Below are 19919 nucleotides of genomic sequence, written 5' to 3'. Positions count from 1 at the left end.
CCCAAACATCCATGCGCCCACGCTCTTGGCGACGCCCCCGGCGCCCTTGGCCGGGGCGCTACCCCGGCGGCAACTGGCCGTCGATCACCGACAGCGCGTCCTCGACTCCCATGCCGGGGTCCAGCCGGATCGCCGCGCGCACCACCGAGGCCACCATCGCCACCATCCATTCGGCCATGTCGTCCACGGCGAACAGCTGGTCGTTGTGCAGCCAGAAAACCGCGGCCTCGTCCATCGCGCCCACGGCGGCCCGGCACGCCATGCGCGTTGCGGGCCGTTGGGAGTCGACCCCGAAGAGCGCGGCAGTCGCCTCCACAGCGCGCCATCGGGCGGCCTCGAACACCTCCCACGCCGCAGGGTCCGCCCCTCTGCCGCCCAGGATCAAGCGCAGGGCCATGCCTCGATGGGCGGCGAGGAAACGCAAGTGCGAAGCAACCGCGCGACGCGCCTGCTCCAACGGCTCCAAGTCTGGCTCAAAGACGAAAGACGCCTCCAGCTGTTGCGCCGCGACCCGCATCGCCTCCAAATACATCCCGCGCTTGCTGCCGAAATAATGGAAGAGCAGACCATGCGCCACCCCCGCGGCCTTGGCGATGTCGCTGACCGCGACCTCCTCGTAGGCGGCTTCCGAGAAGCATTGCACCGCCGCCTCAAGGATGCGGTCCCGCGTCTGCGCCGCCTGCCGGGCGCGCGCGGTCGGTTTCTTCGCGGGCGTCACCGGCACGCTGGGCACCTTCCTCGTCATGGCGAAACCCATCGGCGTTGCGCGACGGGAGAACGCCCATCCTCCATCAACGACACCCGGTCAGCGAACCGTCCGGGCCCGAAACCCGAGGCCGGCCCCGGCGAGCGCCGGCCTGAGAACGCTCCCCGAGCCGGCTCATGGCTTCAGATGCGCGTCGAGGAAGCCGAGAATCACATCCCAGCCGTCCCCGGAGACAGCGGACACGTCGGGGGTCCGGCCGCCCGTCGAATGCGCCGAGGTGGCATTTTTGACGCTCTCCGCCGACCAGGGGGGAAGCGTGGCCCTGTGGCTCGCGCCGGGCAGCATCACGAACGTGACGTCGCGGCCCGCCTGCTTGAGCGCGAAATACAACGTCGTGCCCTGGGCGAACGGCACATATTCGTCTTCCGTCCCGTGCACGATCAAGAACGGCGGCCCCGCCGGGGCGACGTGCAGGGCCGGGCTCGCCGCCGCCGCCTTGTCCATATTGTCGCTCACCCGGCCGCCCAGGAACTTCCCTTCTGGGGAGTCCGCGGCCTCGTGGTCCCCCCGGAACCCCGGCACGCCCGGAACATTGCTGCGGCGCTGCTCCTCGGCGATCCGCCACATGTCGTCGGGGAGGGCTTCCTTGGCGGTCGCCGCGACATCGGTCACCGGCGACAACGCGACCGCCGCCTGCACGGCGGACTCTCCGGAGCCTTCCACGCCTGCCACCGCCGAACTCCAACCGCCCGAAGAATGCCCCATGTACGCGAAGCGCGCGGGATCGAGGCCGTACTGCGCCGCGTTGCGGCGCAGAAACGCGACGGCAGCCAACGTGTCATCGCGTTGCGCGGGGAACGTGGCCTGGCCGCTGCCGCGCACCGCGACCGCCGCGACCGCGTAACCGCGCGGCACGAGCCGGTTCGCGAACAAGTCGCCCCGGTCCCGGCCCGCCGGGAACAAGAACGCGCTGCCGTTCGTCCAGATCACCAACGGGACAGCTTTCGCGGCCCCTTGCGGCAGGTACAGGTCCAGCATATGGCCCGATCTGTCCGCGTCGGCCGCCCCCCCGGCGTACTGGACGTCTTTGACGACCCGCATCGCTGGCGGCGGCGTGGAGGTCGCCGAGCGCGCGGAGCCGTGATCGCACCCGGCGGCCAAGACGACCGCCCCGACGCACAAGGCCCCGGCTCCGCGCCGCACGGCGCCCGGCCGGAACCGATGGAAAAAACGAACATGCCGCATACGCCATTCCTCTTCTGCTGGGCTCATTCTCTTCGGCGGGCTCGCGCTTCGCCGCGGCAGCCGTCATCGGCGCCGCCCCGACGTTTCGTCCCGAACGAATTCTAGGCCGAGCATTCGCCCGACGCGAAAGCGCGGCCTGCGCGTCGGAGCCGGTTCGCCGCAAAACCGCCTCCCGCCCGCCAGCCGGCCGCCCGCGACGAACGTTGCCGATACCATACCCCCTATGGTATATGTGGGTCATGGAAGAAACGACACCGCCGCCCGCCCCGCGCCGCGCCCCCGAAGACATGGCGGCGGTCCTCGGCCGCCTGCGCCGAGCCCACGGGCAGCTGGGCGGGGTGATCGCGATGATCGAGCAAGAACGCAGCTGCCGAGACGTGGTCACCCAGCTCGCAGCAGTTTCCCGCGCCTTGGACCGCGCGGGCTTCAAGATCATCGCGACCGGCCTGCGGGACTGCGTGGCCGAGCCGGACGGCACGCCGGGGCACGGATTGACCGTGGACGAGCTGGAGAAATTGTTCCTCAGCCTGGCGTGAGGCACGACGAAAGGAGACCATCGTGTGCCATGCGGCGCAATGCCGGACCTGCGGCAAGACGACCTGGTCCGGCTGCGGCTCGCACATCGAGTCGGTCAAACGCCGGACGCCGCCGGAGCAATGGTGCGACGGGCACCCAGGCCAGCAACCCCGATTCCCGTTCGGGGGCTTTTTCAGAAGGAAGTAGGCAGCAGATGGACAGGAAACGAATCGTCGTCCTCGGCGCGGGAATCGGCGGCCTGAGCGTCGTCAAAGAACTGCGCGAATCGCGCGCTCCCCTCGACGACGTCGACGTGGTCCTCGTGGACCAAAACTTCGAGCATTACCTCGGGTTCACCCTGCCGTGGGTGATGCGCGGCTGGCGCGACGAGCAGAGCGTCCCCATCCGCCCGACGCAGAACGCCCTCGACGGACTGACGACCGTCCAAGGCAAGGTCGTCGGCGTGGACCCAGCACACAAAACCGTCGCCCTCGACGACGGCGCACAGCTCGGCTTCGACGCGCTCGTCCTCGCGTTGGGCGCGCAAAACACCCCCGGCGAGGTGCCGGGCCTGCACGAGGCCCTGGACGCTGGATCGGCAGTCCACTACTACAGCGCGGCCGAAGCCGGACGGGCCCATCGCGCGTTGCAGCACTTCGACGGCGGCAAACTGGTGTTCCTCGTCGCCTCCCAGCCCTACCGGTGCCCGGTGGCCCCGTACGAAGGCGCGCTGCTCGCAGCAGACCTGCTCCACGAGCGCGGCGTCCGCGAAACGACGGAGATCTCGGTCCACACTCCCGAACCCCAGCCCATGCCGTCCGCCGGGCCCCACGCCGGGCCGAAGCTCGTCGAGCTGCTCCACGAACAAGGGATCGCCTTCCACCCCGGCCACGCCGTGCAGCGCGTCGACCACCACACCAAAACCGTGCGGTTCGCGGACGGCGAGACCGCCCCCTTCGACCTGCTCGTGTTCGTCCCCCCGCACAAACCCGCCCTCTCACTGCGCGCAGACGACTGGATCTCGGTGGACCGGCAGAACATGCGGACAGAGCACGAAGGCGTCTGGGCTGTCGGCGACATCGCCAGCGTCACCTCGCCCTCGGGCAAAACCCTCCCCAAAGCCGCGATCTTCGCCAAAAACGGCGGCAAGGCGGTGGCCCGAGACCTCCTGCGCCACTTCGGCAAGACCAACGAGCCCGGCAGCCTGTCCGGACTCGGCTACTGCTTCATCGACACCGGCGGCCACGAGGCCGCGCGGGGCGCAGGAGACTTCTTCGCCCTCCCCCACCCCGACGTCGTCCTCGAACCCCCGTCCGAAGAACTGCACCACGACAAAGCCGAAGAAGAACGGGCATGGCGGGCCTTCTGGGAATGAAACCCCGCGCCAACGACAACACACCCGACACGACCAGAGGAACCCGGCCATCAACGCGCTCAAGAAACACTGGATACCTGCTCTCGTGGTGATCGCGGCGGCGGCCAGCACGGTCGCCGTCCTCCGCCTGCGCGCCGAATTCGGGGCTGACGAAACCCGTCTGTCGCAGCCTGGGAACTTGGAGAGCATCGTCCCGATCACGCCGAAAACCGTCGTCTACGAGGTCTTCGGCGCGACTCAGGCCCGCGGCAAGGTCAGCTACGTGGACGAGCACGCCCAGCCGAAAAACGCGAGTTTCACGGCCCTGCCGTGGTCGCGCACGATCACGACAATGGCCCCGGTCGTGTTCGCCAACCTCGTGGCACAAGGCGAGAGCGGGAGCATCGGCTGCCGCATCCGGGTGAACGGCGAAATCCAGGACGAGCGCACGGCGAGCGGCCAAGGGGCGCAGGTCTCCTGCCTGGTGAAAGCCGGATGAACGGGAACCCCCAGCCCCGGCCGCTCCTCGCCAGGGCGATGCGCGCCCTGGCCGCGCCGGTCATCCTGGGCTGGCTCCTGCTCACCATCGCGCTGAACCTCCTCGTGCCGCAGATCGAGGCCGTCGGGCGGGCGAACTCGCTGCCGTCGGCGCCCCAGGACGCGCCCTCGGTGATGGCGGCGAAAAAGATGGGCGCGGCGTTCGGCGAATTCCGCTCCGACAGCGCCGTCATGGTCCTGATCGAGGGCCGCGACACACTCGGCGAGGCGGCCCGCCGCTACGACGAGGACCTCGTCGCGCGGCTGCGGCAGGACACCAAACACGTCGAACACGTCCAAGACTTCTGGGGCGACCGCATCACCGCCGCCGGGGCGCAGAGCAGCGACGGCAAAGCCGCCTACACGCAGGTCAACCTGGCCGGCGACCAAGGCACGCCGCTCGGCAACGAGTCCGTGCGGGCGGTGCGGCGCATCGCCGCCGAAACACCGCCTCCCGACGGGGTCAGCGTCTACGTCACCGGGCAAGCGGCGCTCTCGGCGGACATGAGCGACGCGGGCGATAAGAGCATGATCCTCATGATGGCGGTGACCATCGCCGTCATCGCCATCATGCTGCTGGTGGTCTACCGGTCCATCAGCACCGTGCTGCTCATCCTGTTCATGGTCTTCGTGGAAATGGGCGCGGCGCGAGGCGTGGTCGCCGTCGTCGGGGACCAACGCCTCATCGGTTTCTCCACCTTCGCCGTCAGCCTGCTCACCGCGCTGGCCATCGCAGCGGGCACCGACTACGCGATTTTCCTCGTCGGGCGCTACCACGAGTCCCGCAACCGCGGCGAATCCCCCGAAGACGCCTACGACGCCACGCTGCGCGGGGTGCCCCACGTCATCCTGGGCTCCGGGCTCACCGTCGCGGGCGCGACGTTCTGCCTGTACTTCACCCGGCTGACCTACTTCAAGGCGCTGGCCATACCCTCCTCGGCCGGCCTGTTGGTGGTCCTCGCCGCGGCATTGACCCTCGGCCCCGCCGTGCTCTGGCTCTGCGCCCGGTTCGGCCTCCTCGAACCCAAACGGCCCGCCAACACACGACGCTGGCGCAAAATCGGCGCGGTTGTCGCCCGTTGGCCCGGGCCGGTGCTCGCCGGGACGGCCGCAGCGGCCATCATCGGCATGCTCGGCCTCGCCGGATACGAGACCACCTACAACGACCGCTTCTACATCCCCGCCGACGAGCCCGCGAACACCGGCTACGAGGCCGCCGAGCACCATTTCAGCGCCGCGCGGATGAACCCGGACATCCTCATGGTCCAAGCCGACCACGACATGCGCAACCCGAGCGACATGATCCTGCTCGACCGGATCGCCAAAAACGTGTTCCGCGCGCCCGGCGTCGCCATGGTGCAGAGCATCACCCGGCCGCTCGGCAGCCCCATCGAGCACAGCTCCATACCGTTCCAAGTCAGCATGCAAACAGTCCCCATCACCGAAAACCTCCAGTTCATGCACGACCGGATGGCCGACATGCTCACCATGGCGGACCAGATCGGCGACATGACAGCAGTGATGGGGCGCATGCAGCAGCTCGTGCAGCGCATGGCCGCGACGACCGACAGCATGGCGGGCGGCATGGCCGCGATGAACACCACCGTCGAAGAGATGCGCGACCGGATCGCCGACTTCGAGGAAATCCTCACACCAGTGCGTGACGACACCTCGTGGGAACAGCACTGCGACGGCATTCCCGTGTGCTGGTCAGTGCGCTCGGCTTTCGAGGCGCTTGACGGCGTCGACAGATTCACCGAGCCCCTCGCAGGGCTGTTGCACGACATCGGCGACATGAACACGACAATCCGCCAGCTCGCCGCGCAGCTCCCGACCATGATCGAGGTGGCGCAGTCCATGCGGTCGACCATCCTCGTCATGCACAGCAGCTTCGCGGGACTGCTCGACCAAATGGGCCGCATGACCGACACCGCCACCGCGATGGGCCGAGCCTTCGACTCGTCCAAAAGCGACGACTACTTCTATCTGCCGCCCGAAGCATTCCAGAACCCCGACTTTCAGCGCGGGCTCACGCTCTTCCTGTCCCCGGACGGCGCCGCGGCCCGCTTCATCATCACCCACGACAACGACCCGGCCACCCCTGAGGGCGTCTCGCATGTCGACGCCGAACGGCAAGCCGCCCGCGACGCCGTCCGAGGCACCCCCCTCGCCGGGGCGCAGCTTTTCCTCAGCGGCACAGCGGCCACATTCAAAGACATCCAGAAAGGGTCCTTCTACGACCTGCTCATCGCCGGCGTCGCGGCGATCACCCTGATCCTGATCGTCATGCTCGTCGTCACGAGAGCGCTCATCGCGTCGCTCGTCATCGTCGGCACGGTGCTCCTGTCCCTCGGCGCCTCCTTCGGGCTGTCCGTGCTCCTCTGGCAGCACATCCTCGGGATCAAGCTGCACTGGATCGTCCTGGCCTTCTCCGTCATCATCCTGCTCGCCGTCGGATCGGACTACAACCTCCTCGTGGTCTCCCGGTTCAAAGAGGAACTGGGAGCGGGCATGCGCACCGGCCTCGTCCGCGCGATGGGCGCCACCGGCGGCGTGGTCACCGCAGCCGGCCTCGTCTTCGCCGTGACCATGGGCTCCATGGCCACAAGCTCCCTGCGCATGATCGGACAAGGCGGGGCCACCATCGGACTGGGCCTGCTCTTCGACACCCTCGTGGTGCGATCGTTCATGACGCCCGCCATCGCGTCCCTGCTCGGGCGCTGGTTCTGGTGGCCCCTGAACATCCCGGCCCGGCCGCGCCGGGGGAGCTGAATCTCACTTGCTCGGCCAATGGTCCGAGGCTTGGCAACCGTTGTGCTGGTCACCGGACGAGGACGGGCCCCGTCATTGCCTTGCGGACATCGCCGCAACTGCTGTGACGCCCTCTGCGATCTGCGCGCGACGCCCTTGGACCTCCATGGAGAGGGTCGTGCTGACGCTGTGCTCGTCCCTGGGGTTGGAACGCCCGAGCGTCAAGATCGCGCCAGGAGCTAGGTGGTACAACCATCGTTCCCCGTCGAAGCCGATCTGCTTCCATGTTTGGTCGGTGAGCGTCCAGATGTTCGGCGGGGTGACAGTCGTCATCGGGCTGGGCGAGCCTTCTTTGTCGCTGTAATAGACGGTGTCGAGCGCTCCGTCGGAATCCCACCAGAGACTGGTCACACCGGGGACGACGCCCGGACTGGAGCTGTCTGCGATGGACGGGGTCTGTGTCTGCCAGGTCGAGGTGTCGACGATCGACACGGACGCGGATCGGGAGTTTGAGCTCGCCCGATACCTGCCGATATAAGCGAATTGTTTCCCGCCGGGGCTGAAGAGCGCGCGGGTCACCGGACCATCGGAGTTCGCCGCTCCGAGCGATCGGGCTGTGCCATCGTCCTGCACAGTGAACAAGTAGGTCGGGCCTCCAGTGGGAAGGGGTTTCGTGGGGAGTCTGCCGATGAGCACGATGTCCCTGCTGGCGCCGATGACGGCTGTGCCGCTGGGTTGCCATGACAATTCGCCCTGGATTTTGTCGGGGGCGGGGGTCGGGAGCTGCACGGTGCGCAATATTTTTGGCTTCGGATCCGGCTCGCGCAGATCGAGACTCATGAGGCGGTCGGGGTCTTCCCACCAGACAAGCATGCTGCCGCTTGCCGCCACGGCCTTCGCGCACGGGCACGCGATGGATCTGACGGTCCGGGTGGCCACATCGAAGTCCAAGATCTGATCAGCGTCTTGCCTGTTCGCCTTGCCGACGCTCGCGAACACGTGCTTCCCATCGGCGGTGAAGGACGGGGCTCCGGTGTCTTTCGCCCCGAAGCTCGCCTGCGTAGCAGCTGGGATCGCGGTGATGACTTTGACGCCGTCGCCGTCGTGGTACGCGACGACCGCTCCCGCAGGTATGCCAGGGAAGTCTGTCGGCAGCGGCGCTGTCGCGGCGGTCGATGCGCCCACGGCGTGGTGCTGGGCGCTCGACGAGGAGCCCTGGCCGTCGTCCGGAGCGTGGCAGCTGGCGAGCGCGAAGGCGGCGGCCAGCGCCGAGAACCAGGTGTGCGTCAGTCTCATCAGTACCTCGGGGCTGTGTCGATGGTGGTGGGCAGGGAGCTTTCGGGCACCCCTCTTGCGGCGAGCATCTCCCGGTACTCCGTGACGAGCGCGTTGTAGTACTCGGCTCTTGTCGGGTACTGCGCGGCTGGGGCGACTTCTCCGTTCACAGCGCCGTTGACGCCCATCGTCACGTTTGTGAATGCCGTGCTCGGATCTCCTGCAGCGGCGACTCTGCTGAGGTCGGCGCCGTGGTTCTTCCAGAACCATCCGGCTGTCGCTGCGGCGGTTTTGGGGTCCGACGCCTGCTCGGGGTGGCCCATGAGGTCGATGTTCGGGTATCCGTGCTGGCGGAGGTAGTCTTGAGCCGCCTGATAGTTCGCGCGATTGGTCAACTGGATATAGCCCCGCCCGTGGTACACCCAGTCGTCCCCTTCGAGACCGTCCACCACCTGGTAGTAGTGTGCTCTGGCGTCGTAGGGTGGGTTGTCCCCGTATTTTTCGTCCCAAAGCTCCTCGAGCCCTGGCGCCGTGAACTGGTCGGACTCTTCCGCGAGTGTGGCGAGGAAGGTGATCTGCGCCTTCGGGTCGTCGATCCCGTTCTCCCGCATCGTCTGTAGCAGCATCTCGTAGTATTCGTGCAGCTTCTGCGGGTCTTTGGCCAGCTTCGGCATGACCCGCCCGAGCGCCTCCTCCGAGAGGGGCGGCGGTGGCCCGCCTTGGGCGTCGAGGGCTTTGAGGAGCACGTCGTAGTTCTCCTCGATGTGGGTTTTGACCTCGTTGTCGGCTTTGTCGAGGGCTTGGCAGACCAGGGCGAAGGCGTTCACCACGCTGTTCTGGATGTCGCCCCGCACGTCGTTGGCGTTCCAGTTCTCGCCGGGGGCCCCGTGGTGCTGGTAGAGGTGCTGGTGGAAGCCGAAGCCGCCGATGCCGCCGCCCTGGTTGTTGGACTCCATCGACTCGCAGGCGGTGCGCAGCCGGTTCTCGAAATCCCGGGGCTGTTGCGCAGCGCCTGGTTGACCAGCTTGTCGACGGCGTTGACCGCCATGTCGCGTTTGGCTTCCAGCGCTTTCTGCAGGTTCTCGGCCACCTGCGCGATATTCTGCTGGTGGGCGACGAGATCGCTCTGGTCCTGCTCCATGCGGTCTTTGTTGGTCAGGTAGTTGTGCAGGGCCGCGTCGCTAGCGGGGTCGTTCCAGTGGTGGTGCAGGTTCTCGGTCTGTGCGATCAGGTCGAGCTGCGTCTGTGTGCCCGCGCCTGCGGTGCGCAGCGTCTGGGATGTGTCCCGGAATGCTTTGAGGTCGATGTCGTCCTCGGCGTGGTACGCCTGCGTGTAATAGCCGCCGCCCCTGTTCGGGTCGAGCCCGGCGAAACTGACACCGCAGGCCGCGAGCCTGACCCAGTGCAGCAGCAGGATGTCAAAGTACTGGCGCAGCGCCGCGAGCGCCTCCGTCTGTTGGCCGTTCACGGGCACGTGGCCGCTGTCGAGGATCTCCTTGCCCGTGTCGGCCATCAGAAGTGCATGTCCAGTTCGGAGGCGTTGCCCTCGTCGGCGCCGGTGTATGTGTTCACGGCGCCGTGGAGGTTCCCGCCGTAGCCCTCGCAATGCCCGCCCCAGCCGCGCCAGGTGTCGGCGATCTTCTCGAACCCCTCGCGCACCCCCGCGGCCTGCTCCGCGTAGCGCGACCCGAAACTGGCCGGGAAGAGCGGGGACGACTGTATCGCCGTGGCCTGGTCGTGCAGCCCGCCGCTCGCTTGCAGCCACGCGTCGCCGAGCTGGCGTACCCCGTCGGGGCTGCTCATGTCCGCCATCACTATCCCTCTTCGTCCTCGTAGCTGCCCCAGCGCCTCGGGTCCGAGGCCGCGTCCCACGCCGCCCGGGCTCTTCCCTCAGGGGTGGCCGCTGCTTCCTGCTCGGCCCGCTTCTCCCGCTGATCCGCCTGCCGACGCTCCTCGTCCCGAATCGCCTGGAAGCCCTGGTCCACGGCCTGCATGCTGGCCTTTGTCCGCTTCTGCAACTCCAACTGCATCAGGTACAGATCATCGGCCTTCGCCATGCCTCATCATCGCACACTCGTGTGCTCCTCCATGCGACACGCACACCGCACCCGGGGAATTGAGGCGTCAACACTGCGCCAAACTGATTGGCGCCAAACCGGCGGCCACGAGACCCGCCAGAGGCCCTTCAGCCCCGTGCCATGTCCACGAACCGGGAGACGTGCAGCTGGTGGGCGACCGTTATGGTGCAGGTCGGGCCGTTTCGGTGCTTGCCGAGGATGAGGTCCGCCTCGCCGCCTCGGGGGTCGTCCGGCTCGATGGCGTCCGGGCGGTGCACCAAGATCACCATGTCGGCGTCCTGCTCCAACGAGCCCGACTCGCGCAGGTCCGAGACCATGGGCCGTTTGTCGGTGCGCTGCTCGGGGCCGCGGTTGAGCTGGCTGAGCGCGACGACGGGGACTTCGAGCTCTTTGGCGAGCAGTTTGAGCTGACGGGAGAATTCGGACACTTCTTGCTGACGGGACTCCACCTTTTTGCCGGAGGTCATGAGCTGGAGGTAGTCGACGACGACGAGCTTGAGGTCATGGCGCTGCTTGAGTCTGCGCGCTTTGGCGCGGATCTCCATGATGGTGAGGTTCGGCGAGTCGTCGATGAACAGGGGCGCCTCGCTGATTTGGCTCATCCGCCGGGCGAGGCGGCTCCAGTCGTCGTCGCTCATCCGGCCCGAGCGCATGTCGGCGAGACGGATCCGCGCCTCGGCGGAGAGGAGTTTCATGACGATCTCCATCTTGCTCATCTCCAGGGAGAACAAGGCGCTGGCCAGGCCGTTCTGCACCGAGCAGGACCGCAGGAAGTCTAATGCGAGGGTGGATTTCCCGACGCCGGGGCGGGCTGCGACGATAATCATTTGGCCGGGATGGAAGCCGTTGGTCACCTTGTCGAGGTCGGCGAACCCGGTGGGCACGCCGAGCGAGATCCCGCCGCGGCTCGCGATGGAGTCGATCTCGTCCATGGTGGGTTGGAGCAGGTCTTCGAGCGCCACGACTTCGTCGGCGCGTTTGCGTTGGGTGACGTCGAAGATCTCCGCTTGCGCCCGGTCCACGACTTCGGCGGCGTCTTGGCCGTCCGCCCCGCCGTAGCCGTACTGCACGATGCGGGTGCCCGCTTCGACGAGCCTGCGCATGATCGCCTTCTCGGCGACGATTTCGGCGTAGTAGGACGCGTTCGCCGCTGTGGGGACGCTCGATATCAGTGTGTGCAGGTACGGGGCTCCGCCGATCCGCCCGAGATGCCCTTTGCGCTCCAGCTCGGCGGCCACGAGCACCGCGTCCGCGGGCTCGCCCCGCCCGAACAGCTCCAAGATGGCGTCGAAGACCAATTGGTGGGCAGGACGGTAGAAGTCCTTCCCTTGGACGTGTTCGAGCACGTCGGCGATGGCGTCTTTCGACAGGAGCATGCCGCCGAGCACGGATTGCTCCGCGACGGCGTCCTGCGGCGGCTGGCGGCCCGCGTCGTACGGCCCGTCGGAGCTCGGCCCCCGGTCCCGGGAGGCGACTGCGGATCCGAGACCGTGGTCCTCACGAGGGGCATCCTCGGCGCGCACGAGGCCGACCCGTTCCCTGGACTCGCCCACAGGCATTGGCATGCACAGTCCTCACTCTCGCTCCGTTGTCAGTCGCATCCTTGACATATGTATCCGAACGGACTGACATTTTTCATCGGCGGCCGTTGCCGTTGAGGACGCCCGCCCCTTTCCGAGGGGGCGATGACCAAGCAACGCTAGGGCCCGAGCGCCCGTCGGTCAAGATCAGTTATCCACAGCTGCCGCAGAAACCTGTGCATTGCCCGGGACAAGTTGTTCACGAGTTCCGCGAGCCTGTGGATGAAATGTGGAGAAAGTGCGCAGAAATCTCACTTTCCCCAGTTCAGGGCATGTTAAGAAACAATAAAGGCTGTGGATGAAAAAAGTATCGGCGTGTCGCGAGAATGCGCCCGTCGGCGTGTTGTGATCTGGAGTACAGCGTTTGGCCATCTCGATGGAAGACAAAGGGCGCCGGAAGTTTCCGAGCCAGGCGGACGCATGGCAAAAACCTGTGCGCAACAGCGGAGATTGACGCCGCGGAACGCCGGGGGCATGATCCAGGGGTGGTCGTTCGGGCGCATGGCAGGGTGGCGGATTTCTGGGAACTGACGCGAGAGCTCTACGAGAAGGACGCCGTCCGCAACACATTCACGCTCAGCGCTTTGTCCGCCTACCTGTCCCAGGGCGGCGCCCCGTACCTGTTGTTGACGGCATGGCCGCACGGGACGTTGGCCGGGGCGATGCTGCAGATCAGCCGGGACGATCCGCTCCGGCTCTCCGCGCTGCCGCGGAGCTGTGTGGACGCGGTCGTCGCGGCCTACGCCGAGGCGGACCCGGCGCTCGTCGCCGTGGACGGCCCGGAGCAGGTCGCGGACGCCTTCGCCGATGCGTGGTGCGCAACAGTGGGCGCCGTGGCGCTGCCGCCGCGCCACAACGTGCTGCACGAACTCGGCGAGCACACCCCGCCCGCCGTGCCAGGAGCCGCGCGGCTCGCGACGGCCGCGGACCTCGACCTGCTGGTCGGATGGACTCTCGACTACGAGGCCGAGGACTACGGCAGGCATGGCTCGCCCGAGACGATGCGGCGGGTCCTGGGCTCGAACCTGCGCGGGTCGGACTGCGTCTTCGTCATTTGGGAGGACAAGGGGAGGCCGGTCGCGTTCGCGGGCGTGCGGCGACCGGTCGCGGGGGTTTCCCGTGTCGGGCCGGTGTTCGCGCCGGAGGACGTCCGAGGCAACGGGTACGGCATCGCTGTCGCGGGCGCGGCGACCGCATGGGCGCTTGAGACGGGCAGGGCCGCACGCGTGGTGCTGTTCACCGACGAGACCAGCCCGAGGCCGAATTCGATCTACCGAAAACTCGGCTACCGCCCGGTCCTGCGGTTCAGCGAAAGACGCTTCCAAGCGCCGTGAGCGGTTCGGCCACGACGAGGAACCACGAGCGGGACCGTCGTCTCCGGTCGGCAGGAGCCTGACAACGCGTCGAGCGGCCCGCATGTCGCGAGCCGCTCGACGCGTCGTGCCAGAAGTGTTACTGCGCGGCGACGATGTCCAGCTTGACCTTGGAGGTCAGTCCGGCTCCAAGGTCCACTTCGATCTCGTACTGGCCGAGCGAGCGGATCTGGTGCGCGGCGAGCCGCACATCGCCAGCGTCCACCTGCGAGCCAGCCGCGTTCGAGATCGCTGCCGCGACCTGCGCCGGGGTCACCGAACCGAACAGCTTTCCGGTGTTGCCGGCGCGGGCGGGCACAGCCACCTTGCCGACCTCGGCGAGCTTGGCTTTGAGCTCCTCGGCGCGGTCATGCGCCCTGGCTTCGCGCTGCGCTGCGGCAGTTCTGATGTTCTCGGCCTGCTTCTGCGCGGAAGCGGTGCCGGTGATGGCCAGCTTGCGGGGCAGGAGGAAGTTGCGGGCGTAGCCCTCCTTGACCTCCACGAGGTCGCCAGCACCGCCGAGACCGGCCACTTTCTTCGTCAAAATCAACTGCATGTCATGCTCCTTGGATCAATGTCAGAACGGCGGTTCGTCGTCGCCGGAACCGGAACGGGAAGAGGAGGAGGGGAAGTCGTCCCCGGCCGGGGCCGAGGCCCACGGGTCGTCGCCGTAGCCGCCGGAGCGCCCGCCGCCGCCACCGCTGCTGCCGCCTCGCGCCGCCCGGTTCACCTTCGCGGTGGAGTACCGCAACGACGGGCCGATCTCATCGACCTCGAGCTCGACGACAGTGCGTTTCTCGCCCTCGCGGGTCTCGTAGGAACGCTGCTTGAGCCTGCCGGTGACGATGACGCGAGAGCCTCGGGTGAGCGACTCGGCCACGTTCTCCGCGGCCTCGCGCCAAATGTTGCAGCGCAAGAACAGCGCTTCGCCGTCCTTCCACTCGTTGGTCTGGCGGTCGAACATCCTCGGCGTCGACGCGACGGTGAAGTTCGCGACGGCCGCGCCGGTCGGAGTGAACCGCAGCTCCGGGTCGGCCGTCAAGTTGCCGACCACGGTAATGACGGTGTCGCCTGCCATATCGCCCTCCTGGGGATTTACTTGTCTTTGCGGAGCACTTTGGCGCGCAGGACGGTCTCGTTGATCCGCAGCTGGCGGTCCAACTCGGAGACGGTCGAAGACTGGGCCTTGAGGTCCACGACGGCGTAAATGCCTTCGCCGCGCTTGGCGATCTCGTACGCGAGCCGACGACGGCCCCAGACGTCGACCTTCTCGACGCTGCCGCCTTCCTCGCGGACCACGCCGAGCAGCTTGTCCACCGCCGGGGCGACGGTGCGCTCATCGATGTTCGGGTCGAGGATGAGCATGAGCTCGTATTGACGCATGAAACCCCATCACCTCCTACGGTCTAAACGAACCCAGCCGGACAAAAGAAACCAAGGGATGGCCGGGTCAGGAGAATCTCATATGTTCGGTGGGGAAGTCTAAACGAGAGCAGGCGGATTGCACAACTCAGCGAGCCGGCTCGGCTGTGGGCGACGCGCAGGGGGCAGGGGCGCGCTCCCCGCGGTAGAGCGACCGCACGAGGGCGGCGCAGATCGCGACCAGCGCCCCGTCGCGCAGGACGAGCAACAGGAAATACACCCGTTCCACCGTGGGGTCGCCGCCGCCGGAGAAGCTCTCATAGAACCACCACTGCCTGGTCAGCCAGTTCAAGAGCTCCAGGAACATCCAGCCCGCGAGCGCCCAGAGGCGCGGGAAGGCGAGCACGGCGAGCGGCACCAGCCAGAGCGAGTACTGCGAGCTCCACACCTTGCTCGTGAGCAGGAACGCCGTGACCGTCAGGAAGACCAGCTGCTCCAGCGTCGGCTTCGCGCGCGCCGTGCGGCTCACCGCCGCGATGGCGGCGCAACAGAGCACGAAGGCCACGAGGGAGATCGCGTTCGCTTTCTCCGCGGGCAAAAGTCCGACCGAGCCGTGCTGGGCTTGGACGCGCAGGTAGTCGAACACCAGGTAGAGCAGCGAGCCCTCCTGCGAGAGCCTGTCTCTGTTGAACGTGAAGAACTCGGACCAGCCTTCCTGGTACGCCCAGGCCACGGGGAGGTTCACCACGAGGAGCGCCGCTGCGGCGGCGGCGAGCGCCTTGGCCCAGTCGGCAACGCGTTTGTCCCGCCACGCGACGAGCAGCAACGGGAAAAACAGCAGGACCGGGAAAAGCTTGACCGCGGCCCCGAGGCCCGCCAACAGGCCGACGAGGAACGGCATATTCCTGCGCCAGGCGAGCAGGGCTGCCATCAACAGCGCGACCCCGATCGCGTCGAAGTTCGTGAAGGCCTGCACGAACACCACCGGGCTGAGCGCCACGAGCCACACGTCCCAGACCCTGTTCCCCGCGAGCCGGGCGCTGGCCCACACCACGACAAGCCAGGCGGCGGCGATGACCAGCGCGCACACGGCGAAGAAGACCAGCCCCGGCGCCATCGGCGGCAGCACACCGTGCCGCGCGCCCGCCGTCCAGGCGTGCGCCGCCGCGGCGGCCGCGTACTGGAAGGAGCCGAGCAGCACCGGGTATTCCATCCAACGCCCGTCCGGCCGGTGGTCGCGGTAGGGCACGGAGCCCTTGTCGAACCCTTCTGAGCCGTACAACGGCAGAATGTCCGTGTAACAGGCGCGGGCGTACTCGTTGTGGTTCGTCCAGAGGACTTCGAAGTGGCCGTGTTTGGTCTCGCGCTGCTCAAGGCACGGGGCTTTGGAGCCGAAGCCAAGGACCAAGCCGAGGACCGCGAACAGGAGCAGTATCCGCACCGGGGTGAAAAACGGCTGTCTGCCGATTGTGCCGTGCTCGCCGAACGCACCGCCTACCCAGCGGGAGAGCTGCACAGCGGCAGCGGACTCCCAGGTGGGCAGCACTCGTCCGCCGAGCGAAGCCTGGTCGACTTCGCGGGACGGACTGGTGTCGGGGACTCGGGCCACCCCGTCACTGTATAAGCACGGGCCTCAGCCGTGGCGGCCGCCGTGGTTGTCCTCGTAGCGGTCGGACCAGTCGTAGTCCGGCGGGTACTCGCCGTCCGGGTGGGCTTTGGGCACGCCGACGCCGAGGTCAGGGTCCGGGGCGTCGTCGTCCAGGCCCTCGTCGTCCTCGTCCGTGTCGACGGCGTGGCAGCTGATCGGGTTGTCGTTGACGCCCCACTCCTCGTCCCAAGGCTGGCCGGGGCACCATTGTTTGTCGTGGTGGCCGGGGGCGGGGGCGGCCAACGCGGGGGACGGGGCCAGGAAGGCCGCCCCGCAAACAGCTGTCGCGAACAGTGCCGCAGTCATGGTTTTCATACGGTCGCCTTCTTTCTCCACAGATCTCGCCGCCGGCCGAAAGGCTCAAGCGTGGTTCGCGGCCATTCTACAGCCGATCATGCGCCGCCGCCGCGGCCTAGCGGGACGCTCCGCGTTTGGCCCGTGTTTTCGCCGTGCCGGTCACATAGGAGCGGATGAGGAAGTTCCACGAGCAGCCCCGGCAGACCTCGACGACGTGGACCGTGAACTCGCCCCGCGCCAGGGAGAGCTGCGCGAGCTCGGCCTCGCCCCGCGCGGACCCGGAAGCCGGGCCGAGCGAGTCGCCGAAGACCCACGAGACGAGGGTCAGGCGCTCTTTGCCGCAGACCGGGCAGAGCGTCGTGGACGCTTGGCCGTGGAATTTCGCGGCGAGCAAGAGGAAGCGGTCCGCGTCGCAGATCTCCCCCCGTGCGACGAGCCCCGCCTGGTAGTCGGCAAGCCTCGAACGCCGTTGGAGTCCGTACTCCACGACATGGTGCCCAGGCTGGCCGAGTGATCGCACCTGTCCAGGTTAAGTGAAAAAGCCCGGTCGCGCCGAAGGCCGGCGCGACCAGGATCTTCCTCGACGCGTCAGCTCCTCGGAGCAGTCGGCGGAACCGGCTGCTGCGGCGGAACCGGCAGCTGCGGCGGAACTGGCTGCTGCGGCGGAACCGGCTGCTGCGGCGGGGCCGGAGGCGATGGCTGGCCCTCGGGGCCATCGTGGTCCATGTCGCCGGGACCCCAGCCGCCGGGCTCGTGGCCGCCAGGACCCCAGCCGCCGGGCTCGTGGCCGCCAGGACCCCAGCCGCCGGGCTCGTGGCCGCCGGGACCCCAATCCCCAAGGCCCCAACCGCCGCCGTGGTGGCGCCAGAACCAGAAGGGCAGCACGATCCGCAACCCGACGAACAAGAAGATGAGGACCAGTCCGACCAGGAGGGAGATCTTGCCGAGCAGCTTGGCCTTGGCCGCCGCTTGTTCGGCCCCTTCGCCGTCGCCCGCCGACCAGAGCGGGTACACCTTCCAGGCGTTGGTGAAGGCGCTGAACGAGAGCGGCCAGAAGAAGATGGCCGACGCCACCGCCCAGCCGATGTTCGACTGCGGCAGATTCGTGGTCACATGCGTGACAGTGCCCGGCGCGGGCTTGGAGGGCGGTTCTGTGGTTTCGGGCGATGCGGACGGTTGCGACATTTCGAGTCTCCTTTGGCGAGTGTCGTCTCTCGAGCCTCGTGCAGAGGCATGACACGATGCTAGGACCGAAACATCAGCGGGAGTTAAGTCTCGGCTGCGCAGTTGTTGTGCGCCTCCTGGGAAAGCGCTGTGCGGTCCGACCGCTCAGGCCGGCCGCGGGCGCGGCGGCGAAGGCCTTCGCCGCCGCCTCGTCCGCCGGGCCGCCCGGAGAGATGCGCGCGCACTGCGCGTTTCGGCATGCTCTTAATGCGCGTTCTGAGAGTTCGAAATTGACAGCTATATCGGCGCGATATACCATCTGGACGGGTCAAACCAAAAAGAACACGGCACAAGAACGTGGGCGGAGAGCGGAGAAAGGTCGAGAGCATGTTGGAGATGGCGATCCTCGGATTGCTCCATGACTCCTCCATACATGGCTACGACCTTCGCAAAAACCTCCGAGAGCTGCTCGGTCCGTTTCGGGCCTTCTCGTACGGGTCCCTGTACCCGGCCTTGAAGCGCATGGAGGCGGAGGGTTTGATCGGCTCGGAGGACGCCGCGCCGCCGCCCTCCGCCCGCAGCGCGCTGGCCGGCTCCACGTCCGTGGGCAGCAAGCGGGCGAAGCGGGTCTACGAAATCACCCCGGAAGGGCGGGAACGCTTCATCGAATTGGTGAGCGACACCGGACCCCGGAACTACACGGACGACGGCTTTGGCCTGCGGTTGGCATTCTTCCGCTTCACCACGCCCGAGGTGCGCATGCGCATTCTCGAAGGCCGCCGCCGGCAGGTGGAGCAACGTCGCGACACCCTGCGCGAGACCTTGGCGAAAGCCAGCGCCGGCCTGCGCCGGTACACAGCCCAGCTGCAACAGCTGGCCCTGGAGTCCACTGAACGCGAAGTGGGATGGCTCAACGAGCTCATCGCCGCTGAGATCCGAGGAGAGAGCCACCAAGCATGAGCGAGAACGCGAACGAAGTCCGAGTTGCGATCGTCGGCGTCGGCAACTGCGCCGCGTCCCTGGTCCAAGGCGTGCAGTATTACCAGGACGCCGATGAGGACGCGACCGTCCCCGGACTGATGCACGTTCGTTTCGGCCCCTACCACGTCCGCGACGTGAAGTTCGTCGCCGCGTTCGACGTGGACGCCAAGAAAGTGGGCTTCGACCTTTCCGAGGCCATCTTCGCGAGCCAGAACAACACCATCAAGATCTCCGACGTGCCGCCCCAGGACGTGACCGTTCTGCGCGGCCCCACCCTCGACGGGCTCGGCAAGTACTACATGCAGACCATCGAGGAGGCCCCGGGCGAGGCGGCCGACGTGGTCGCCGCCCTCAAGGCCGCCAAAGCCGATGTGCTGGTCTCGTACCTGCCGGTGGGCTCCGAGGAAGCGGACCGCTTCTACGCCCAGTGCGCCATCGACGCCGGGGTGGCGTTCGTGAACGCCCTGCCGGTCTTCATCGCCTCCGACCCGGTGTGGGCGAAGAAGTTCGAGGACGCGGGCGTGCCGATCGTCGGCGACGACATCAAGAGCCAGGTCGGCGCCACCATCACCCACCGCGTGATGGCGAAGCTCTTCGAAGACCGGGGCGTCGTGCTGGACCGCACCTACCAGCTCAACGTCGGCGGCAACATGGACTTCAAAAACATGCTGGAACGCGACCGGTTGGAGTCCAAGAAGGTCTCCAAGACCCAGGCCGTCACGAGCAACCTGCAGGGGTCGCTGGCGGGCAAGGTCTACGACCGCAACGTCCACATCGGCCCGTCCGACTACGTCGAATGGCTCGACGACCGCAAGTGGGCGTACGTGCGCCTTGAAGGCCGGGCCTTCGGCGACGTGCCGCTGAGCTTGGAGTACAAGCTCGAAGTGTGGGACTCGCCGAACTCCGCGGGGATCATCATCGACGCGGTGCGGGCCGCGAAGATCGCCCTCGACCGGGGCATCGGCGGCCCGGTCTACCCGGCCAGCGCCTACTTGATGAAGTCCCCGCCGCGCCAGCTCGCCGACGACGTCGCCCGCGCCCAGTTGGAGACCTTCATCTCCGGCGAGTGACCC

Annotated in this window: 21 protein-coding genes; 7 read left to right on the top strand and 14 right to left on the bottom strand. The window is 67.4% G+C overall.

What is annotated here, in order from left to right; translation table 11 throughout:
• Nucleotides 1-58 precede the first annotated feature (58 nt).
• Entirely contained in the window at nt 59-745 is a 687-nt protein-coding gene (locus tag SROT_RS01505) for a TetR/AcrR family transcriptional regulator (protein WP_187288050.1), read from the bottom strand.
• 135 nt (nt 746-880) lie between these two features.
• A complete protein-coding gene (locus SROT_RS01500; protein WP_013137239.1) occupies nt 881-1951 on the bottom strand; it encodes a prolyl oligopeptidase family serine peptidase in 1071 nt (356 codons plus the stop codon).
• A 230-nt stretch (nt 1952-2181) separates the two neighbouring features.
• Between SROT_RS01500 and SROT_RS01495 the strand changes: the two genes are divergently transcribed.
• The 4 genes from SROT_RS01495 to SROT_RS01480 all read left to right on the top strand — a co-directional run bounded on the left by SROT_RS01495 (nt 2182) and on the right by SROT_RS01480 (nt 7130).
• Nucleotides 2182-2487, top strand: coding sequence for a metal-sensitive transcriptional regulator (locus tag SROT_RS01495; protein ID WP_013137238.1), 306 nt, complete (start codon nt 2182-2184; stop codon nt 2485-2487).
• Between the two features lie 194 nt (nt 2488-2681).
• Nucleotides 2682-3842 carry an NAD(P)/FAD-dependent oxidoreductase gene (locus SROT_RS01490; protein ID WP_013137236.1) on the top strand — a complete coding sequence of 387 codons (1161 nt, stop codon included), beginning with the start codon at nt 2682-2684 and terminating at the stop codon, nt 3840-3842.
• 85 nt (nt 3843-3927) lie between these two features.
• Nucleotides 3928-4320, top strand: a complete 393-nt coding sequence (locus SROT_RS01485) for an MmpS family transport accessory protein (RefSeq protein ID WP_013137235.1) — start codon at nt 3928-3930, stop codon at nt 4318-4320.
• On the top strand, nt 4317-7130 hold the full coding sequence (locus SROT_RS01480) for an MMPL/RND family transporter (RefSeq protein WP_013137234.1): 2814 nt from the start codon (nt 4317-4319) through the stop codon (nt 7128-7130). The genes SROT_RS01485 and SROT_RS01480 overlap by 4 nt, the downstream gene beginning before the upstream one ends.
• Nucleotides 7131-7202: 72 nt before the next feature.
• On the opposite strand, the gene SROT_RS01475 is transcribed toward SROT_RS01480, so the two are convergent.
• The 5 genes from SROT_RS01475 to dnaB all read right to left on the bottom strand — a co-directional run bounded on the left by SROT_RS01475 (nt 7203) and on the right by dnaB (nt 12027).
• Nucleotides 7203-8405, bottom strand: coding sequence for a hypothetical protein (locus SROT_RS01475; protein WP_013137233.1), 1203 nt, complete (start codon nt 8403-8405; stop codon nt 7203-7205).
• Nucleotides 8405-9340: a glycoside hydrolase family 19 protein gene (locus SROT_RS15465; RefSeq protein WP_148223300.1), complete on the bottom strand. Its 936-nt coding sequence runs from the start codon at nt 9338-9340 to the stop codon at nt 8405-8407. The genes SROT_RS01475 and SROT_RS15465 overlap by 1 nt, the downstream gene beginning before the upstream one ends.
• 556 nt (nt 9341-9896) lie before the next feature.
• A complete protein-coding gene (locus SROT_RS01460) occupies nt 9897-10196 on the bottom strand; it encodes a hypothetical protein (protein ID WP_013137230.1) in 300 nt (99 codons plus the stop codon).
• Nucleotides 10197-10198: 2 nt separating this feature from the next.
• Nucleotides 10199-10441, bottom strand: coding sequence for a hypothetical protein (locus tag SROT_RS01455; protein WP_013137229.1), 243 nt, complete (start codon nt 10439-10441; stop codon nt 10199-10201).
• A 128-nt stretch (nt 10442-10569) separates the two neighbouring features.
• A complete protein-coding gene (dnaB, locus tag SROT_RS01450) occupies nt 10570-12027 on the bottom strand; it encodes a replicative DNA helicase (protein ID WP_013137228.1) in 1458 nt (485 codons plus the stop codon).
• 500 nt (nt 12028-12527) lie between these two features.
• Here dnaB and SROT_RS16320 point away from each other — a divergent pair, with 500 nt between their 5' ends.
• On the top strand, nt 12528-13376 hold the full coding sequence (locus SROT_RS16320) for a GNAT family N-acetyltransferase (RefSeq protein WP_049773252.1): 849 nt from the start codon (nt 12528-12530) through the stop codon (nt 13374-13376).
• A gap of 118 nt (nt 13377-13494) precedes the next feature.
• On the opposite strand, the gene rplI is transcribed toward SROT_RS16320, so the two are convergent.
• The 7 genes from rplI to SROT_RS15460 all read right to left on the bottom strand — a co-directional run bounded on the left by rplI (nt 13495) and on the right by SROT_RS15460 (nt 17886).
• A complete protein-coding gene (gene rplI, locus SROT_RS01440) occupies nt 13495-13950 on the bottom strand; it encodes a 50S ribosomal protein L9 (protein WP_013137226.1) in 456 nt (151 codons plus the stop codon).
• A gap of 21 nt (nt 13951-13971) precedes the next feature.
• On the bottom strand, nt 13972-14472 hold the full coding sequence (locus tag SROT_RS01435; protein ID WP_013137225.1) for a single-stranded DNA-binding protein: 501 nt from the start codon (nt 14470-14472) through the stop codon (nt 13972-13974).
• Nucleotides 14473-14489: 17 nt separating this feature from the next.
• Nucleotides 14490-14777 (bottom strand): 30S ribosomal protein S6, encoded by a 288-nt coding sequence (rpsF, locus tag SROT_RS01430; RefSeq protein ID WP_013137224.1) that lies wholly within the window; start codon nt 14775-14777, stop codon nt 14490-14492.
• A gap of 127 nt (nt 14778-14904) precedes the next feature.
• Nucleotides 14905-16365 (bottom strand): glycosyltransferase family 87 protein, encoded by a 1461-nt coding sequence (locus tag SROT_RS01425; RefSeq protein WP_013137223.1) that lies wholly within the window; start codon nt 16363-16365, stop codon nt 14905-14907.
• Between the two features lie 24 nt (nt 16366-16389).
• Nucleotides 16390-16719, bottom strand: coding sequence for an Mtp family mycobacterial-type pilin (locus tag SROT_RS01420; protein ID WP_013137222.1), 330 nt, complete (start codon nt 16717-16719; stop codon nt 16390-16392).
• A gap of 97 nt (nt 16720-16816) precedes the next feature.
• Nucleotides 16817-17221 carry a DUF5318 family protein gene (locus SROT_RS01415; RefSeq protein WP_049773251.1) on the bottom strand — a complete coding sequence of 135 codons (405 nt, stop codon included), beginning with the start codon at nt 17219-17221 and terminating at the stop codon, nt 16817-16819.
• A 68-nt stretch (nt 17222-17289) separates the two neighbouring features.
• The gene (locus SROT_RS15460) at nt 17290-17886 is read right to left on the bottom strand and encodes a CD225/dispanin family protein (protein ID WP_013137220.1); all 597 of its coding nucleotides are present in this window, start codon (nt 17884-17886) and stop codon (nt 17290-17292) included.
• Between the two features lie 366 nt (nt 17887-18252).
• Here SROT_RS15460 and SROT_RS01405 point away from each other — a divergent pair, with 366 nt between their 5' ends.
• Complete coding sequence (locus SROT_RS01405; RefSeq protein ID WP_013137219.1) at nt 18253-18825, top strand: PadR family transcriptional regulator; 573 nt, start codon at nt 18253-18255, stop codon at nt 18823-18825.
• Nucleotides 18822-19916 carry an inositol-3-phosphate synthase gene (locus SROT_RS01400; RefSeq protein ID WP_013137218.1) on the top strand — a complete coding sequence of 365 codons (1095 nt, stop codon included), beginning with the start codon at nt 18822-18824 and terminating at the stop codon, nt 19914-19916. The genes SROT_RS01405 and SROT_RS01400 overlap by 4 nt, the downstream gene beginning before the upstream one ends.
• Nucleotides 19917-19919: the final 3 nt, after the last annotated feature.

Origin of the sequence: Segniliparus rotundus DSM 44985 (genome assembly GCF_000092825.1) — a bacterium.
Lineage (GTDB): Bacteria > Actinomycetota > Actinomycetes > Mycobacteriales > Mycobacteriaceae > Segniliparus > Segniliparus rotundus.
This window is presented reverse-complemented; position numbering and strand designations above follow the sequence as displayed.

Coding starts and splice junctions, on each gene's coding strand:
- SROT_RS01505 (WP_187288050.1), bottom strand. CDS start 745: ATGACGAGGAAGGTGCCCAGCGTGCCGGTGACGCCCGCGAAGAAACCG.
- SROT_RS01500 (WP_013137239.1), bottom strand. CDS start 1,951: ATGCGGCATGTTCGTTTTTTCCATCGGTTCCGGCCGGGCGCCGTGCGG.
- SROT_RS01495 (WP_013137238.1), top strand. CDS start 2,182: ATGTGGGTCATGGAAGAAACGACACCGCCGCCCGCCCCGCGCCGCGCC.
- SROT_RS01490 (WP_013137236.1), top strand. CDS start 2,682: ATGGACAGGAAACGAATCGTCGTCCTCGGCGCGGGAATCGGCGGCCTG.
- SROT_RS01480 (WP_013137234.1), top strand. CDS start 4,317: ATGAACGGGAACCCCCAGCCCCGGCCGCTCCTCGCCAGGGCGATGCGC.
- SROT_RS01475 (WP_013137233.1), bottom strand. CDS start 8,405: ATGAGACTGACGCACACCTGGTTCTCGGCGCTGGCCGCCGCCTTCGCG.
- SROT_RS15465 (WP_148223300.1), bottom strand. CDS start 9,340: ATGGAGTCCAACAACCAGGGCGGCGGCATCGGCGGCTTCGGCTTCCAC.
- SROT_RS01460 (WP_013137230.1), bottom strand. CDS start 10,196: ATGGCGGACATGAGCAGCCCCGACGGGGTACGCCAGCTCGGCGACGCG.
- SROT_RS01455 (WP_013137229.1), bottom strand. CDS start 10,441: ATGGCGAAGGCCGATGATCTGTACCTGATGCAGTTGGAGTTGCAGAAG.
- dnaB (WP_013137228.1), bottom strand. CDS start 12,027: ATGCCAATGCCTGTGGGCGAGTCCAGGGAACGGGTCGGCCTCGTGCGC.
- rplI (WP_013137226.1), bottom strand. CDS start 13,950: ATGCAGTTGATTTTGACGAAGAAAGTGGCCGGTCTCGGCGGTGCTGGC.
- SROT_RS01435 (WP_013137225.1), bottom strand. CDS start 14,472: ATGGCAGGCGACACCGTCATTACCGTGGTCGGCAACTTGACGGCCGAC.
- rpsF (WP_013137224.1), bottom strand. CDS start 14,777: ATGCGTCAATACGAGCTCATGCTCATCCTCGACCCGAACATCGATGAG.
- SROT_RS01420 (WP_013137222.1), bottom strand. CDS start 16,719: ATGAAAACCATGACTGCGGCACTGTTCGCGACAGCTGTTTGCGGGGCG.
- SROT_RS15460 (WP_013137220.1), bottom strand. CDS start 17,886: ATGTCGCAACCGTCCGCATCGCCCGAAACCACAGAACCGCCCTCCAAG.
- SROT_RS01405 (WP_013137219.1), top strand. CDS start 18,253: ATGTTGGAGATGGCGATCCTCGGATTGCTCCATGACTCCTCCATACAT.
- SROT_RS01400 (WP_013137218.1), top strand. CDS start 18,822: ATGAGCGAGAACGCGAACGAAGTCCGAGTTGCGATCGTCGGCGTCGGC.